Genomic DNA, 16,839 nt, shown 5'->3' on the forward strand with positions numbered 1-16,839 from the left:
GTGCGCCGGGCGGGCCGCGAGCGCACGCTGGTAGCAGCGATTCCGGAGGTGACCGCCATGTTGAAGACCGCTGTCGGATGGCACGTCGAGCTGGAATTCGAGGAGGACACCCACCGCACGCGGGCCGCAGCGCTGGTACGGCTGCCGGACGGGACCGAGGTGCGGTCGCACGGTTACGCCAGCCGCCACCCGGCCGACGGGAACCAGCCCCGGGTCGGCGAGGAGGTCGCGGGGGCCAGGGCCCTCAACGACCTGGCGATGCAGTTGTTGACCAAGGCCCACGACGAGATCGACTCGGCGTCGGGCCGCACGTCGTTCCCGCTGTCCCACTGACCCACTGGCCCACTGGCCCCACCGAGCCGCGGGGCGGCGGAGCGGTCAGTCGACCAGGTCGCGCACGACGGCGTCGGCGAGCAGCCGCCCGCGGAGCGTCAGGACCGCCCGCCCCGCCTCGTAGGGGCCGGGCGCCAGGAGGCCGTCGGCCACCGCGCGGGCGGCGGCGCGGGCGCCCGCGGGGGCGAGGAGGTCGAGCGGGCAGCCGTCGGCGAGGCGGAGCTCCAGGAGGATCCGCTCGACGCGCCGGTCCTCGTCGGCGAGGAGTTCCCGGCCGGCGCCCGGTGAGCGGCCCTCGGCGAGGGCCTGGGCGTAGGCGGCGGGGTGCTTGACGTTCCACCAGCGGACGCCGCCGACGTGGCTGTGGGCGCCGGGGCCGGCCCCCCACCAGTCGGCGCCGGTCCAGTACAGCTCGTTGTGGCGGCACCGGGCGGCCTCGGTGGTGGCCCAGTTCGAGACCTCGTACCAGGAGAAGCCGGCGGCGGTGAGGTGCTCCTCGGCGATCAGGTAGCGGTCGGCGTGCACGTCGTCGTCGGTCATCGGGACCTCGCCGCGGCGGATCCGGCGGGCCAGCTGGGTGCCCTCCTCCACGATCAGGGCGTACGCCGAGACGTGGTCCGGGCCGGCGGCGGTGGCCGCTTCGAGGGAGGCCCGCCAGTCGTCGTCGGACTCGCCGGGGGTGCCGTAGATCAGGTCGAGGTTGACGTGCGCGAAGCCGGCCGCGCGGGCCTCGGCCACGCAGGCTTCGGGGCGGCCGGGGGTGTGCGTGCGGTCGAGGACCTTCAGGACGTGCTGCCGGGCGCTCTGCATGCCGAAGGAGACGCGGTTGAAGCCGGCCGCGCGCAGCTCGGCGAGGTAGCGCGGATCGACGGACTCCGGGTTGGCCTCGGTGGTGATCTCGGCGTCCGGCGCCAGGCCGAACTCGTCGCGCAGCGCCGCCAGCATCCGGCCGAGGTCGGCGGCGGGCAGCAGCGTCGGGGTGCCGCCGCCGACGAAGACCGTCTCGACGGGGCGGGGGTCGTCGCCCAGCACCTTGCGGGCCAGCCGGACCTCCTCGACGAGGGTGTCGGCGTAGTTCTCCCGGGACGCCAGGGCGCCGCCGGGGCCGCGCAGCTCGCTGGCGGTGTAGGTGTTGAAGTCGCAGTAGCCGCAGCGGGTGGCGCAGTACGGCACGTGCAGATAGAAGCCGAGGGGGCGCTCGGCGGCGCCGGTCAGCGCGTGGCGGGGCAACGCCCCGTCCTGGGGCATCGGCTCACCATCTGGCAGTGCGGAAGGCATGGGGTCCATTGTCCGTCATGCCGGACGGTGCCGGTCCGCGGTCCGTCCCCGGGGCCCGCGTGCCCGTGGCGGCGGGCCGGTGCCGGGGGCGACGCCGGCCCGCCGGCCCGGCTATCCGCCGCAGCCCGCCGCCTGGAGCACCATCAGGGCGAGGTCGTCGTCGGGCGGGGTGGGCCCGAAGGCGTGCACGGTGCGGCGGATGTGCTCGGCGATCGCGTCGGCGCTGCGGCCGGCCGCCCCGGCGAGCGCGCTGGCCAGCCCGTCCTCGTCGTCGAAGAGCCGCCGGCCGCAGCGGCGCTCGGTCACCCCGTCGGTGACGCACACCAGCGTCTCCCCGGGGCAGAGGTCGAAGGACTCGCTGACGTACGCCGCGTCCTCCACGACGCCCAGCAGCATCTGCGGCGCCGCGGCGACCCGCACCGCGCCGTCGGCACCGAGGACCAGCGGCAGCGGGTGACCGGCGCTGGCGAGGGTGCAGCGGGCGCCGCCCGCGCCGCCGCGGTACGGGACGATCTCGCCGTACAGGAGGGAGAGGAAGCGGGCCTGCTCGCCCTCCTCGCGGATCTCCACGGGGGCCTCCGCGCCCGCGCCGGCCGCCGCCACCGCCGCCGCGACCGCGGCGACGGAGTCCGCGGCCTCCCGGGCCATGGTCTTGTTGAGCCGGTCGAGGACCTCGGCGACGCCGAAGCCGTCGCGGGCCAGCAGCCGCAGCACCGGCCGGGCCAGGCCGGTGACCGCGGCGGCCTCGGGGCCGGAGCCGCAGACGTCGCCGAGCGCGAAGCACCAGCGGCCGTCGCCGGCGTCGAAGAGGTCCCAGAAGTCACCGCCGGCCCAGGCGCCTTCGCGCGGCTCGTAGACCACCGCCGACGCGACGCCGGGCACCCGGGCCCGCCCCTGGGGCAGCAGCCGGCGCTGGAGGACCCGGCTGATGCGTTCCTGGCGGCTGTAGGCGCGGGCGGTGGCCACCGCGCGGGCGGCCCGGCCGCACAGGTCCTCGGTGAGCGCGACCACCTCGCCGGGGAAGCGCCGCAGCCCGGCCCGGCCGAGCAGCAGGGTGCCGAGCCGGCGGCCGCCGGCGACCAGGGGGCAGGCCAGGGCCGCGCCGCCGGGCTCGGGGCCGGTCGGTTCGGGCGGCCACGGCCAGGGCACCGGGACCGGGCGGTTGTCGGTGGCGCCGTCGGTCCACCGGCTGGGCGGTTCCTTCTCCAGGGCGGTCCGCAGCGAGTCGATCCGGCCCTCGGCGAGGTGCCAGACGCGGGCCAGCCGCGGCGCCTGGCCGTCCTCGGCGAGGCCGCGTCCGGGGGCGCCGCCGTCGCCGTCGTGGAGCCACACCGCGCACCAGTCGGCGAGCCGCGGGACGATCAGCTGGCAGGCCAGCGAGGCGACCTGGTCGGCGTCGAGCTGTCCGGAGAGCAGGTCGGACGCCTCCGCGAGGAAGGACAGCGCGCCGCTGTCGACGCCGCCGCGGTCCCGTTCGGGGCGGTCCTCGGGCGGGGCGGGGCGGCGCGGCACCGGGGCGAGGAGTTCGGAGGCCCGCAACTCCCGCCGGAAGCGCTGGTCGTCGAAGGTGTCGTAGGCCGCGCGGGCGCCGTGGCCGGCGTACGCGTCGGGGCCGTCGTACGCCCCGTAGCCGTCGTGGGTGCCGTAGCCGTCGTAGGTGCCGTAGGCGCCGTCCGTGGTCTCCGGCTCCGGCCAGGTCGCGTCGGGGGCGCCGACCGGCAACCGGAACCACACCGTCTTCATCGCGCGCCGGTAGGTCACGCCCCAGGCGTCGGCCACCGCGCTGATCAACCGCAGGCCGTGGCCGCCGCCCTCGGGCGCCCCGGTGTCCTCGCCGGCCCGCACCGGCCGGGTGGGGTGGCGGTCGGAGACCTCGACGACCAGGCCGGGGCGGGGCGGCTCCTCGGGGACCGCGTCCGGAGGGTCGTCGGGGTACGGCACGTGCTCCTCGGCGGGGTCGAGGCGGCACAGCAGCTCGACGGTGGTGCCGGCGTGCACCACCGCGTTGGTCACCAATTCGCTGACCAGCAGCACCGCTTCGTCCGCCAGCCGGTCGGTGAGCCGGTCGGCGCCGGGCAGCCGCCGCTCGGTCCAGTCCGCGAAGGCGGTCCGGACGAAGCGACGCGCGGCCGCCGCGGCCCGCGGGTCGCCGGGCAGCGTGGCCCGCAGGGAGCGGGCGGCCGCCCCGGCAACGTCGTTCCGTCCGGCCGAAGTTGTCATCCTCATCGAGCAACTCCCGAGCAGTCCCCAGCGGCGCCGGTTGCGCCTACGCCAGAGTGACAGAACGAGCCCACCCATAAACGGTGAGTCACGGAAGTGCGTGGTCAGAGGGGTCAATTCGACTGACCCGGCGCGCCAGTTGACCGGTGCGCCGCGGTCCGGCCGCCGGCCGCCGGGGCCGGGGTGCCGGCGCCACTACGCCTCCCGCGCCCCGGCGTACATCTCGTCGAGCAGGTCCTTGAACGCCCGCTCCACCACCGGCCGCTTGATCTTGAGGCTGGGGGTGATCTCCCCGTGTTCGATGTCCAGGTCGCGCGGCAGCAACCGGAACTTGCGGATCTGCTGCCACCGCTGGAGCTCCCCGTTGACCCGTTCCACGTAGCCGTCGATGAGCGCCCGGACCTGGTCGGTGGCGACGACCTCGGCGTAGCCCTTGCCGCCCAGGCCGTGCTCCTCGGCCCACTTGAGGATGGTCGGCTCGTCCAGCGCGATCAGGGCGGTGCAGAAGTTCCGGTTGGCGCCGTGCACGATCACGTTGGAGACGAACGGGCAGACCGCCTTGAACTGGCCCTCCACCTCGGCGGGCGCGATGTACTTGCCGCCCGAGGTCTTGATCAGGTCCTTCTTGCGGTCGGTGATCCGCAGGTAGCCGTCGGGGGACAGTTCGCCGATGTCCCCGGTGTGGAACCAGCCGTCCTCCTCCAGGACCTCGGCGGTCTTGTCCGGCAGGCCGTGGTAGCCCTGCATGATGCCGGGGCCGCGCAGCAGGATCTCGCCGTCCTCGGCGATCCGCACCTCGGTGCCGGGCAGCGGCTTGCCGACGGTGCCGGTGCGGTACGCCTCGCCGGGGTTGACGAAGCTGGCGGCGCTGGACTCCGTCAGGCCGTAGCCCTCCAGGATGTGGATGCCGGCGCCGGCGAAGAAGTAGCCGATCTCGGGGGCGAGGGCGGCCGAGCCGGAGATCGCGGCGCGCAGCCGGCCGCCGAACGCCTCCCGCAGCTTGGTGTAGACCAGCGCGTCGGCGACCTTGTGCTTGGCGGCCAGCGCGAACGGCACCGAGGCGTTGCCGGTGCGGCGGAAGTTGTCCTGGGACGCCTTGGCGTACTCGCGGGCCACGCCGGCCGCCCACTGGAAGACCTTGTACTTGGCGCCGCCGCCCTCCCGGGCCTTGGCCGCGACGCCGTTGTAGACCTTCTCGAAGATCCGCGGGACGGCCGCCATGTACGTCGGCCGGACCACCGGAAGGTTCTCGATGATCTTGTCGACCCGGCCGTCCACCGCGATCACGTGCCCGACGGAGATCTGCCCGGCGGTCAGCACCTTCCCGAAGACGTGCGCCAGCGGCAGCCAGAGGTACTGCACGTCGTCCGCGGTGACCATCCCGGTCGCCTGGATGGCGCGGGCCATGTACGACCAGCAGTCGTGCGCCAGCCGGACGCCCTTGGGGCGGCCGGTGGTCCCGGAGGTGTAGATGAGGGTGGCCAGTTGGTCGGCGCGGAGCGCGGCGACCCGCTCCTTGACGCACTCCGGGTGCTGCTCCAGGTAGGCGGTGCCGCGCTTCTCCAGCTCGGCGAGGGAGAGCACCCAGTCGTCGGGGTCGTCGTCGGCGGGCCGGGCGGCGGTCTCGTCGATCACCACGACGTGCGACAGCTCGGGCAGCTCGGCGCGCTTCTCGCGGGCCTTGGCGAGCTGCGCGGCGTCCTCCGCGATCAGCACCCGGCTGCCGGAGTCGGCCAGGATGAACGCGGTCTCGTCAACGTTGGTGGAGGGGTAGACGGTGGTGGTGGCGGCGCCGGAGCACAGCACGCCGAGGTCGGCGAGGATCCACTCCACCCGGGTGTTGGCGGCCAGCGCCACCCGCTCCTCGGGGCGCACGCCCAGGGCGATCAGCCCGGCGGCCGCGGCGAGCACCCGCTCGGCGGCGTCGGACCAGGTCAGCGTCTTCCAGTCGTCCGGTCCTGAGCCCGCGGCAGGGGGGACGGGGTAGCGGTACGCCTCGACGTCCGGGGTGGCCGCGACCCGCTCCAGGAACAGGGTCGCCACCGAAGGCGGCCGGTTGTCGATCAGCGTGTGAGTGTCGGTCACGGCGTCCTCCGGGGCCCGCTTCGTTGCTGGTGACTCGCGAGTAACCTTTGAGCAGTGATCAGAGTAGAACGCGTGACGCCGCCGCGTAAGGGGCTGCACCCGACTGGATTCACGATGTGACCCGCGCGATGGGTGCACATGACACGCGCTTGACCGAGGCGCCCGCCCCCGCCCGTCCGACAGGGGCGAAGGCCCCGCCGGAATGCTCGACCGCCCCGTCCTGACGGCCCGGAAACGGCACGGGGCGCCGGTTCCCGAGGAACCGGCGCCCCGCCCGGGCGTCCGCCGTCGACCGCCGCGCGATCGACCCGCCGCTACTTCTTGGCCTTGCTGTCACCGTCGGAGTCCGAGGACAGCACCGCGATGAAGGCGTCCTGCGGGACCTCCACGCTGCCGACCATCTTCATCCGCTTCTTGCCTTCCTTCTGCTTCTCCAGCAGCTTCCGCTTGCGGGAGATGTCACCGCCGTAGCACTTGGCGAGGACGTCCTTGCGGATGGCGCGGACCGTCTCGCGGGCGATCACCCGGCTGCCGATGGCGGCCTGGATCGGCACCTCGAAGTTCTGCCGCGGGATCAGCTCGCGCAGCTTGCCGACCAGCCGCACGCCGTACGCGTACGCCTTGTCCTTGTGGGTGATCGCGGAGAACGCGTCGACCTTGTCGCCGTGCAGCAGGATGTCGACCTTGACCAGGTCGGAGGTCTGCTCGCCGGTGGGCTCGTAGTCCAGCGAGGCGTAGCCGCGGGTCTTGGACTTGAGCTGGTCGAAGAAGTCGAAGACGACCTCCGCGAGCGGCAGGGTGTAGCGGATCTCGACCCGGTCCTCGGAGAGGTAGTCCATGCCCAGCAGCGCGCCGCGCCGGGTCTGGCAGAGCTCCATGATCGCGCCGATGAACTCGCTGGGCGCCAGGATCGTGGCCCGGACGACCGGCTCGTGCACCACGTCGATCTTGCCGGTGGGGAACTCGCTGGGGTTGGTGACGGTGTGCTCGACACCGTCCTCCATCTCCACGCGGTAGACCACGTTGGGAGCGGTCGCGATCAGGTCGAGGCCGAACTCGCGCTCCAGCCGCTCCCGGATGACCTCCAGGTGCAGCAGGCCCAGGAAGCCGACGCGGAAGCCGAAGCCCAGCGCCGCCGAGGTCTCCGGCTCGTAGACCAGCGCGGCGTCGTTGAGCTGGAGCTTGTCCAGCGCGTCGCGCAGCTCCGGGTAGTCCGAACCGTCCAGCGGGTACAGGCCCGAGAACACCATCGGCTTGGGGTCCTTGTAGCCGCCGAGGGGCTCCTGCGCGCCCTTGCTGAGCTGGGTGATCGTGTCACCCACCTTGGACTGCCGGACGTCCTTCACACCGGTGATCAGATAGCCCACCTCGCCGACGGACAGGCCGTCGGCCGGCGTCATCTCCGGCGAGTTCGTGCCGATCTCCAGCAGCTCGTGCGCGGCGCCGGTGGACATCATCTTGATCCGCTCGCGCTTGCTGAGCGTGCCGTCGACGACCTTCACGTACGTCACGACGCCGCGGTAGGCGTCGTAGACCGAGTCGAAGATCATCGCGCGGGCGGGGGCGTCCTTGACGCCGACCGGGGCCGGCACCTCGCGGACGACCTTGTCCAGCAGCTCGGGCACGCCGACGCCGGTCTTGGCGGAGACCTTCAGGACGTCCTCGGGCTCGCAGCCGACCAGGTTCGCCAGCTCGGCGGCGAACTTCTCGGGCTGCGCCGCAGGCAGGTCGATCTTGTTGAGGACGGGGATGATCGTGAGGTCGTTCTCCATCGCCAGGTAGAGGTTGGCGAGGGTCTGGGCCTCGATGCCCTGGGCGGCGTCGACGAGGAGGATGCAGCCCTCGCACGCGGCCAGGGAGCGGGACACCTCGTAGGTGAAGTCGACGTGGCCCGGCGTGTCGATCATGTTCAGGATGTGGGTGGTGCCACTTCCCTCCTCGCCCTCGGAGGGGCTCCAGGGCAGCCGGACCGCCTGGGACTTGATCGTGATGCCGCGCTCGCGCTCGATGTCCATGCGGTCGAGGTACTGCGCGCGCATCTGCCGCTGGTCGACGACACCGGTGAGCTGGAGCATCCGGTCGGCGAGCGTCGACTTGCCGTGGTCGATGTGCGCGATGATGCAGAAGTTACGGAGGAGCGCCGGGTCGGTACGGCTCGGCTCCGGCACGTTCGTAGGGGTCGCGGGCACGCAGGGTCCATTCAGTGAACGCGGGTAGGCGGGACTCGGTGTCATGTGATGTCTCCCCCATCGTCCCATGAGCGCCGGGGGTGGGGCGGTACGGGCATCCGGGGCGGGGTCGCCGACGGGCCCCGCCGGGATCGGGACGGGATCGGGACGGGATCGGGACGGGTATCCGTCGGCTCCGACGAGGTCCGGTGAGGGGCGACGGGCCCCGGACGGCGTGCGGTGGCACGCGGCGCCGGCGGCACCCCCGCACGGGCGGTGCGGTCCGCCGGTGGAGCGGCGGGCCCGGGACTCCGTCCCTGGTCGGGCCCGAGGTCCGGCCGACGAGGCCCGGTTTGGGCGTCGCAGACCCGACTGGTAGCCTGACCCACTGCGCTTCGTGCCCTCTCTCGTGCGCGGCGCAACTCGAAACTCCAACGAACCTGAAAAGGCTCTTTCGTGGCGAACATCAAGTCCCAGATGAAGCGGATCAAGACCAACGAGAAGGCTCGTCAGCGCAACAAGGCTGTCAAGTCCTCCCTGAAGACCGCGATCCGTCGCACCCGCGAGGCCATCGAGGCCGGTGACCTGCAGAAGGCCACCGCCGCGCAGGCCCTGGCGGCCCAGAAGCTCGACAAGGCCGTCAGCAAGGGTGTTCTGCACAAGAACAACGCCGCCAACAAGAAGTCGGCGCTTGCCAAGAAGGTCGCGTCCCTCAAGGGCTGACCCTCTGCCGACCGCGCTCGACGCGGTCACCCCGCCGTTCAGGGAACCAGCGGCCCCTCTCTCCGCTCCCTGCCGGTGCACCACCGCGCCGCACACGGCCTGCGTTCGCCACGCGGGTGCGGCGCACCCGGCTCCTCGGCGGCCCACGGCCTGCCGAGCAGCCATCCAGAACTGGATACGAAGGCCCTGCCTCTGCCCCTCGCCGGGCGGGGCGGGGCCTTTCGTCGTAGGCGGCGACGCAAGCCCCCGCCGTGCAGCGCCCCGATCCCGTCCGAGCAGGGTGCACCGTCGGAGGCGTCCGCTACTCTGCGGCCATGTCTAATACGGGGGACCAGAACCCTCCCTTCGCGGGAGACCAGAACGCTCCTTTCTCCGCGCCGCAGCCGCCCGCCTACGGCCCGACGCCCGCACCGCCGCCTCCGGTGCCCGCCCAGCAGAACCCCTACGCCCAGCCGGGCCCGCAGGGCGCGCCACCGGGGACCCCGCCGGCGCCTCCCCAGGGGCCGGGCGGCTACGGCTATCCGGCGCCGGCCGGGGCATACGGGGCGGCGCCCACCGGTGCGCCGGGCGCAGCGCCGTCCCGGGGCGTCTCCGGCTGGCTGTGGGCCGTCGGGGGCGCGGTCGCCGCCACGGCGATCGGCGCCTCGGTGATGTTCGCCACCGGGGCCTTCTCCTCGGAGCCGCACCCCGTCCTCAAGGGCTACGCGTTCCGCGACGACCTGTGCTCCGTGACGTCCCTGACGCCCTTCGAGAACGCCCACTACAAGACGAAGCCGAGCGCCGGAACGGGCTCGACCGGCTCGTCGGGCCCGTCCTCGCCGCCCAACCCGCAGCACAGCGGCTCCCGGATGGGCTCCATGGACTCCATGTGGTGCAACGTCTCCCTCACCCCGGACGGCGCCGGCACCACCGACTACTCGTCGAGTTGGGTCTACAGCGCCGCCACCCTGCACAAGAAGACCGACCCGGCCCCCGAGTTCGCCGACCTGTACCGCGCGTACGAGACGCAACAGACCTCGACCACGTACAAGGTCGAACCAGTCTCCGGCATCGGTGACGAGGCGTTCCTCGTCACCCGCACCGACTCCGGCGCCCTCAACAGCTCCTACGTGATCCTCGCCGTCCGCGACGGTTGGATGACCTACCAGACGACGTGGTCCAGCTACACGGCGGGCAGCAGCAGCGTGAAACCGCCGGGCCCCGCCGAGATCGCCACCATGCTGGAATCCAGCGCACGGGAAACCCTCAGCCGGCTCCACGACTGAGCCGACTCCGCCTCCGGGGGCCCGGAGGCGGAGGGGGCGGGGGTACGGGGGGCCGGGGGTACGGGGGGCGGCACGGGGCGTGGGTTCGCTCGCGGATCGTGCCCCGCAGGCACCGGGGCGTCCCGAATCCGTCGCGCGGTTGGTCCGTGAATGTTCGCTCGCGGTCGGTCCGTGGTCGGTCCGTGGTCGGTCCGTCGACGCAACGGGGCTTGGTCCGCGGGGCGTCGGGGCTCGTCATGCGGCGTCCCCGGGGCCCCGCTACCGCGAGCGGGCCGCCCGCGCGATCGTCACCACGGCCTTCTCCAGGGCGTATTCGGGATCGTCCCCGCCGCCCTTCACCCCCGCGTCGGCCTCGGCCACCGCGCGCAGCGCCACGGCAACGCCGTCCGCCGACCACCCGCGCATCTGCTGCCGGACGCGGTCGATCTTCCAGGGCGGCATGCCCAGGTCCCGAGCGAGGTCGCCCGGGCGGGCGCCGCGCGGGGCGGAGGCGAGCTTGCCGATGGACCGGACGCCCTGGGCCAGCGCGCTGGTGATCATCACGGGGGCGACACCGGTCGCGATCGCCCAGCGCAGCGCCTCCAACGCCTCGGCGGCCCGCCCCTCGACCGCCCGGTCGGCGACGGTGAAGCTCGACGCCTCGGCCCGACCGGTGTAGTAACGCGCGACCACGGCGTCATCGATCGTGCCCTCGACGTCGGCGGCCAACTGGGCGCACGCCGAGGCCAACTCGCGCAGATCGCTCCCGATGGCGTCCACCAGCGCCTGGCAGGCTTCCGGCGTGGCCGAGCGACCGGTCGCCCGGAACTCGCCGCGGACGAACGCGAGCCGATCGGCCGGCTTGGTCATCTTGGGGCAGGCCACCTCGCGCGCCCCGGCCTTGCGGGCCGCGTCCAACAGCCCCTTGCCCTTGGCCCCACCGGCATGCAGCAGCACCAGGGTGATCTCTTCCGCCGGCGAGCCGAGATACGCCTTGACGTCCTTGATGGTGTCAGCGGACAGGTCCTGGGAAGCGCGCACCACCACGACCTTGCGCTCGGCGAAGAGCGAAGGGCTGGTCAGCTCGGCAAGCGTGCCGGGCTGGAGCTGATCGGGGGTGAGGTCCCGCACGTCGGTGTCCGCGTCCGCCGCCCGGGCGGCGGCCACCACCTGCTGCATCGCGCGATCGAGCAGCAGCTCCTCCTGCCCCACCGCGATCGTGACGGGGGCGAGCGGATCGTCGTTAGCTGTCTTCCTGGCCATCGCGTCCCAGCATCCCACGCCCCACCGACAATCCCACCCGCCCAGGACCACACGCCCTGACCCGTCACGCGGTCCCCCACCGCCGCCCGCCGGCCGATCCTCGACAATGGACCGGTGAACGACACCCACCACAGCCGCCACGTGCTCGTCCTCCCCGACCGCGACGCCGCCGAGGAGGTCGCCGAGGCGCTGACCGAACGCTTCGGCGTCGCCGAGGAACCCCAACTGGTGCGGGACGCCCTGGCCGGTGAGGACGACGCCGAGGACGCGCAGTGGCTCGTGGTGGTCGAGGACCCCGACGCCGCCTACGACGCGGCTCGGCTGGATGCCCTCGCGGGGGAGTACGAGGGGTGGCGGGAGACCGAGTAGGGGGCCTGCCTTTCCTCCCCTCCCCCCACCCGCCGCCTCCCCGCCTCTCCCCCTCCCCCCGCTCCCCTCCCCCCCCCCGCTCCCCACCACCCCCTCGCCCCTCGCCCCTCGCCCCACGCCCCGCCCTCACCTGCCCCGCACCAGGGGCCCTCGCGCGTGGTCATCCGCCCAGGAGGACCGGCTCCCGATCGAGCGTGATGCCGAAGTGGGTGAGGTACGCCGGCACGACCTCGTCCGCCGCCAGCTCGCGCTCCTCCCGAGCGCCATCGGCACCGGTGATCACCAACGTGCGGCCGGAGAGCGTGACCCGTCCGGTCTCGGTGAGCTGTGAGCAGACCAGCGACTGCCGGAAGTGCGACCGGGGCGACGTGCGCTGCCACCAGCACCCCACCTCGAAGTCCGCCAGCTCGCGCGGACGCTGCTCCAGGCGGTACTGCGGCTCTCCGTTCCGGTGGACGTCGAGGTCGCCCTCCGGCGTGCGGGCTATCCGGAAGACGCCCGCGGGGTCGTGCTGGTCCGCAATGCTGTCCAGCCGCAACGGACGGTGGCTGTTCCGGCCGAAGCCGACGTCCGTGAGCCAGGGCCCGGTGGGCGTGTGCACCCGCAGCGCGAGGTGGTCGTACGGAATGCCCAGCCCCTCCGGCCCGAACACCCGGGCCGACAGCAACTCGACCTCGTACCCCAGCGCCCCGAGCAGCATCGCGAAGGCGCCGTTGAGCTCGTAACAGAACCCGCCCCGGCGGGCCCCCACGATCTTGTCCAGCAGCGGCTGCTCCGCGAGGACGATCTCCTCTCCCAGGTGGATGGCGAGGTTCTCGAACGGCACGGCTCGCAGGTGGCTCAGTTGCAGCGCACGCAGCGCGTCCGCATCGGGGACGGCCGGTCGGTCGGCGGCTATCCGCCGAAGGTAGGCATCCGCAGTGGCCTCGTCCATCAGCCGTTCTTCCTCTCCACACGTCGCACGGCTTCCCGCTTCCCGCGGGAGGCGCCGCTGCTCCAGTCCGATGCGCGCCGACGCCCCTGACACCCGGCGCACGCGCACTTCCCGCCTGGGCCGGCACCCGCCCGCTTTCCTCTCAGCGCACGCAGCTCGCGTCGTATGCCGCACGGACCCACAGGCCCACAGGCCCGCCGACCCGCCGACCCGCCGACCCGCCGACCCGCCGACCCGCCGACCCGCCGACCCGCCGACCCGCATGATCTTCCTCTCCGGGCGGGCTCCCTCGCTATTCGGTGGGCCTCGCTCCCCCTCGCGGGCGACTCTTCTCCCGTCCGGTGGAACGCGACGCGGCAGCCGCATCGACGGCCAACCCGGCACCAGCGGCCTCCCCTCCCTCTCAAGCACCCTGCCGACGGCCTTCCACGACGGGCCCCGTCTCGGGACGGCCGATCGCCGGACGCCCTCGACCGCCTCCGGGACCGACGCCCGCCGACCACCGCGGAGAGCCTGCCGGGAGTGCCGACCACCGCGATGGCGCCGTCGACGTCCGTGCGCAGCACCAACGCACCACCCGCCCGCAACGCCGCGAGGGTGCGGGGAGCCGGATGCCCGTACGGATTTCCGACGCCGCAGGAGATCAGGGCCAGCCGTGGCGCCAGACGGTGCAGGAACTCCGGGTCCTGATAGCCGGAACCGTGGTGCGCCACCTTCAGGACGTCGACGGCGGCCAGCTCCGGATGGGCGCTCAACAGGGCCTGCTGAGCGGGCGGTTCAAGATCCCCCAGGAGCAGGACGGTCAGCCCACCCGTCCGGACGAGCAGGGCGACGCTGGAGTCGTTGGGCCCGGAAAATCCGCCCTCGCCGGCCGCCGTCCCCACCCCCGGCGGGGAGGCGCCCGGCCAGAGGACCTCCCATGTGAGAGGGCCCAGCTGACGCCGCTCCCCCGGTACGGCGCGGGCCAGGGGGATGCCGGCACCGGCCGCCGCCCGCCGGACGAACGCCGCCTGCCCGCTCGGCTCCTGGAACGTCGTGGTCTCGATCGCGCCGACCGAACGGCCCCGCAACGCCCCGGACAGACCGTCCACGTGATCCGCGTGGAAGTGCGTGAGGAGCAGGAGCGGGATCCGGTGGACGCCCAGAGCGGTCAGGCAGTGGTCGATGGCGCGGGGCTCGGGCCCGGTGTCCACCACCAGCGCCGTACCGTCGCCCGCCGCCAGCACCAGTCCGTCCCCCTGTCCCACGTCGCACGCCACGACCCGCCAGTCCGGTGGCGGCCAGCCCGTCAGCACCCGGGTGAGTGGCGCGGGCCGGCACACCGCCAGCACCAGGGCCAACGCGCACAGCACGCACAGCCACCGGCGGCGCAGCGCCCGACGGCCGACCGCCAGCAACACCACGGTGGCCGCGGCGAGCGCCAGCCCGCCCACCCAACCGCCGGGCCAGCCGACCTCCGCGCCCGGAAGCTCCGCCCCGGTGCGGGCGACGCCCGCGATCCACCCCGCCGGCCAACCCGCGCACCACGCCAACGCCTTGGCGACCGGCAGGGCAATCGGGGCGGCGGCGAGCGCGGCGAAGCCCAGGATCGTGGCCGGGGCCACCGCGAGCTCGGCGAGCAGGTTGCAGGGGACGCCGACCAGCCCCACCCGCGCCGCGAGCACCGCGACGACGGGCGCGCAGACCGCCTGGGCGGCCGCCGCCGCGGCGATCACCTCGGCGAGCCGGGCCGGCACCCGACGGCGTTGCAGGGCCGCGCTCCAGCGCGGGGCGAGGAGCAGCAGCGCCCCGGTGGCCAGCACGGACAGCAGGAAGCCGTACCTGCGGGCCAGCCAAGGGTCGTAGAGGACCAGCAACAACACCGCGGCCGCGAGTGCGGGGAGCAACGAGCGGCGGCGCCCGGTGCCGATGGCGAGCAGCGTGATCAGTCCGCAAGCGGCGGCCCGCAACACGCTCGGGTCCGGGCGGCACACGACGACGAAGCCGAGGGCGAGCGCCCCGCCCACCACGGCGGTGCCGCGCAGCGAAAGCCCCAGATGCCGTGCCACGCCCCGGCGTTCGGCCCGGCTGGCGAGGTGTGGTGGGCCGATGAGCAGGGCCAGCACGATGGTGAGGTTGCTGCCGGACACCGCCAGCAGGTGCGTCAGGTCGGTGGTGCTGAAGGCGTCGTCGAGCTCCGGCGGCACGCGTGCGGTGTCACCGACGACGAGGCCCGGCAACAGTGCGCGGGCGTCGGCGCTCAGCCCGTCGGTCGCGTCGCGCAGCCCGGCACGCAGGCTGCCGGCCAACCGTTGGAGGGCGGAGGGCGGCTCCACCTGGGTCGGTGGCCCGTCGGCGGTGACTCTCAGCACCGCGGCCATCCGGTCCGCCGACGCCAGCGGCGGTGCGGCACGCGCCACCACCCGGATCCGGGTCGACGGCAGCAACCCCCGCCACTGCGACAGCGCCTCCCCTCGGCCCGCGCCGGCTCCGCGCTCCGGCCCCGCCCTCGCACGCGCGGCGTCCTCCTCCCCTCCGCCGTCCCCTCCGCTCGTCCCCCCTCCGTCCTCCTCGTCCTCAGGGTCGCGATGCTGGACCACGGCCAGCACCGGGGTGCGGGCCTCGGTGACCGTGCCGTCCGGTGCTGCGACGCGGACGGCGTCGGCGGTGAACACCAGTGCCGGCGGCGTGCGTTGGGAGCCGCGGACCTTGGGCCGGGTCATCCGGGGATCGTCGGTCACCTCCAGGTCCACCGTGAGCCGCGCGTACCGCTGGGCCCAGGCGGGCAGGGGTCCGCGGCGTACGTCTGCGGCGTGCAGCGCGGCGGACGCGGCGCCCGCCACGGCGCAGAGCAACACCGCCGCCAGCGCCACGCACGCCCCTGCCGGCCGCCCGTGCCCCGCCTCCCGGGCCTGCGGGAACCGGCCGCCGGCACCCGGCGCACGCACTTTGGCCCGCCACAGCAGAAGTGCCGCGACCACCACGGCCGCCGCACAGCCCAGGGCCACCGCGCCGCCTGGTGCCCCCAGGGCGAACGCTGCCGCCGCCCACGCCGCCAGCGCGGGCCCGACCAGGCGCAGATCGGCGGGACCGGCCCGGTTCGTCTCCGCCTCGGCACCGAGGGGCGGGGCCGCCGCCTCCCGAGCCAGTGTCATGGCGTCACCAGGGGGCGCAGATCGGCGAGCCGGCGCGCACCGATGCCGGTCACCTGCCGTAGCTGGTCCACCGAAGTGAACCCGCCGTGCTGGGTGCGGAATTCGACGATGTGGCGGGCCAGCACCGGGCCCACTCCGGGCAGGGCGTCCAGCTGCTGCTCCGTCGCCGTGCTCAGGCTCACCGGTCCGCCCGCCAGGCCGGGCGGACCGCCGCTGCCCGCTCCGCCTCCGGCGCCACCGCCCCCGGTCGGCCCGCCACCGCTGACGCCGCCCGTGGTGCCGGCGCCCGGTTCGCCGACCAGGATCTGTTCGCCGTCGGTCAGCAGCCGCGCCTGGTTCAGCCCACGCAGCTCCGTGCCGCGCAGCGCTCCCCCCGCCGCCGCCAGCGCGTCGGTGACCCGGGAGCCCGCGGGCAGCCGGTGGACGCCCGGATGCCGGACCTTCCCCGCAACGTCCACGACGACCATCCGGACCGCTCCGCCTGGCGGTCCCCCCGCCGTCGGGCCACGGGGCGAGGGGTCCGCCGATGCCCAGGTCGGGCCCGGCGGGCGGGCCCCGGGTCCGGGCGCCGCGATCGGCCGCTCGGCACCCGGCGCACTCACCCGTTCCGGAGTCGCCGCCCAGAAGTGCTGGACGGCGAAGCCCACGGCCACCACCAGCACGAGGGCCAGCGCAGCCAACGCCTTCGAGTCCGTGCCGCAGCGCAACTGGAGCCACAGCGGCAGCCGTTCACGCACCGCCGACCGCCAGCGCTCCGCCCTGCGAACAGCGGGCGGATCGTGTTCGCGGCACGGCGGCGCCCGATGCGCGTGGGGTTCGCCCCTCGTGCCGAACGGGCCACGGCCGCCGCTCGGGCCGAGCGGTCCCCGCACGGCGCCCCGGCCGCGACTGCCCTCGCCGATGGCACCCGGGGCCGGCCCCTCGCCCTCCCCCTCGCCGGCACCGGGCCGGTCCGCACGATCCCCCTGCGCCGGACGTCCGCTGCCCCCTCCGGGATCCTGCCCGGAGGGGGCGTCCCTGCCCGCGCCGGAAGCCCCCTCCTCGTCAGCATCCGCCGCACCCGCTTCCAGGCCGGCACCGAAGATCAC

12 protein-coding genes are annotated in these 16,839 nt (G+C 74.3%); 4 read left to right on the forward strand and 8 right to left on the reverse strand.

Annotation, left to right across the window (positions count from 1 at the left end; all coding sequences use genetic code 11):
* The first annotated feature begins 57 nt into the window (after positions 1 to 57).
* The gene (locus tag ACJ6WD_RS15700) at positions 58 to 333 is read left to right on the forward strand and encodes a DUF1876 domain-containing protein (protein WP_233657742.1); all 276 of its coding nucleotides are present in this window, start codon (positions 58 to 60) and stop codon (positions 331 to 333) included.
* Between the two features lie 45 nt (positions 334 to 378).
* On the opposite strand, the gene hemW is transcribed toward ACJ6WD_RS15700, so the two are convergent.
* The 4 genes from hemW to lepA all read right to left on the reverse strand — a co-directional run bounded on the left by hemW (position 379) and on the right by lepA (position 8,105).
* Positions 379 to 1,611 (reverse strand): radical SAM family heme chaperone HemW, encoded by a 1,233-nt coding sequence (gene hemW / locus ACJ6WD_RS15705; protein ID WP_016577213.1) that lies wholly within the window; start codon positions 1,609 to 1,611, stop codon positions 379 to 381.
* A 111-nt stretch (positions 1,612 to 1,722) separates the two neighbouring features.
* Positions 1,723 to 3,831, reverse strand: coding sequence for an ATP-binding SpoIIE family protein phosphatase (locus ACJ6WD_RS15710; RefSeq protein WP_233657765.1), 2,109 nt, complete (start codon positions 3,829 to 3,831; stop codon positions 1,723 to 1,725).
* 195 nt (positions 3,832 to 4,026) lie between these two features.
* Positions 4,027 to 5,916: an AMP-dependent synthetase/ligase gene (locus ACJ6WD_RS15715; RefSeq protein ID WP_407615994.1), complete on the reverse strand. Its 1,890-nt coding sequence runs from the start codon at positions 5,914 to 5,916 to the stop codon at positions 4,027 to 4,029.
* Positions 5,917 to 6,230: 314 nt separating this feature from the next.
* Positions 6,231 to 8,105, reverse strand: coding sequence for a translation elongation factor 4 (gene lepA / locus ACJ6WD_RS15720; RefSeq protein ID WP_044375242.1), 1,875 nt, complete (start codon positions 8,103 to 8,105; stop codon positions 6,231 to 6,233).
* A 435-nt stretch (positions 8,106 to 8,540) separates the two neighbouring features.
* On the opposite strand from lepA, the gene rpsT reads away from it, so the two are divergent.
* Both rpsT and ACJ6WD_RS15730 read left to right on the forward strand, forming a co-directional pair.
* Positions 8,541 to 8,807, forward strand: a complete 267-nt coding sequence (gene rpsT / locus ACJ6WD_RS15725; protein ID WP_016576187.1) for a 30S ribosomal protein S20 — start codon at positions 8,541 to 8,543, stop codon at positions 8,805 to 8,807.
* 314 nt (positions 8,808 to 9,121) lie between these two features.
* Positions 9,122 to 10,072 carry a hypothetical protein gene (locus ACJ6WD_RS15730; protein WP_376446969.1) on the forward strand — a complete coding sequence of 317 codons (951 nt, stop codon included), beginning with the start codon at positions 9,122 to 9,124 and terminating at the stop codon, positions 10,070 to 10,072.
* Positions 10,073 to 10,330: 258 nt separating this feature from the next.
* Here the strand turns inward: ACJ6WD_RS15730 and holA are convergent, their stop codons facing one another.
* Positions 10,331 to 11,314, reverse strand: coding sequence for a DNA polymerase III subunit delta (gene holA, locus ACJ6WD_RS15735; RefSeq protein ID WP_053164797.1), 984 nt, complete (start codon positions 11,312 to 11,314; stop codon positions 10,331 to 10,333).
* Positions 11,315 to 11,428: 114 nt separating this feature from the next.
* On the opposite strand from holA, the gene ACJ6WD_RS15740 reads away from it, so the two are divergent.
* On the forward strand, positions 11,429 to 11,683 hold the full coding sequence (locus tag ACJ6WD_RS15740; protein WP_016577677.1) for a hypothetical protein: 255 nt from the start codon (positions 11,429 to 11,431) through the stop codon (positions 11,681 to 11,683).
* 160 nt (positions 11,684 to 11,843) lie between these two features.
* Here ACJ6WD_RS15740 and ACJ6WD_RS15745 read toward each other — a convergent pair whose 3' ends face one another.
* From ACJ6WD_RS15745 to ACJ6WD_RS15755, 3 genes are read right to left on the reverse strand one after another with little or no spacing between them, the layout of a single operon-like run.
* Positions 11,844 to 12,617 (reverse strand): arylamine N-acetyltransferase family protein, encoded by a 774-nt coding sequence (locus tag ACJ6WD_RS15745; RefSeq protein WP_407615995.1) that lies wholly within the window; start codon positions 12,615 to 12,617, stop codon positions 11,844 to 11,846.
* Positions 12,617 to 15,751: a ComEC/Rec2 family competence protein gene (locus ACJ6WD_RS15750; RefSeq protein ID WP_407615996.1), complete on the reverse strand. Its 3,135-nt coding sequence runs from the start codon at positions 15,749 to 15,751 to the stop codon at positions 12,617 to 12,619. Before ACJ6WD_RS15750 ends, ACJ6WD_RS15745 begins: the two co-directional genes overlap by 1 nt.
* Positions 15,748 to 16,488: a ComEA family DNA-binding protein gene (locus tag ACJ6WD_RS15755; protein ID WP_407615997.1), complete on the reverse strand. Its 741-nt coding sequence runs from the start codon at positions 16,486 to 16,488 to the stop codon at positions 15,748 to 15,750. Before ACJ6WD_RS15755 ends, ACJ6WD_RS15750 begins: the two co-directional genes overlap by 4 nt.
* Positions 16,489 to 16,839: the final 351 nt, after the last annotated feature.

The organism is Streptomyces sp. VTCC 41912 (assembly GCF_045799175.1).
In the GTDB taxonomy this organism is placed as follows: domain Bacteria; phylum Actinomycetota; class Actinomycetes; order Streptomycetales; family Streptomycetaceae; genus Streptomyces; species Streptomyces albulus_C.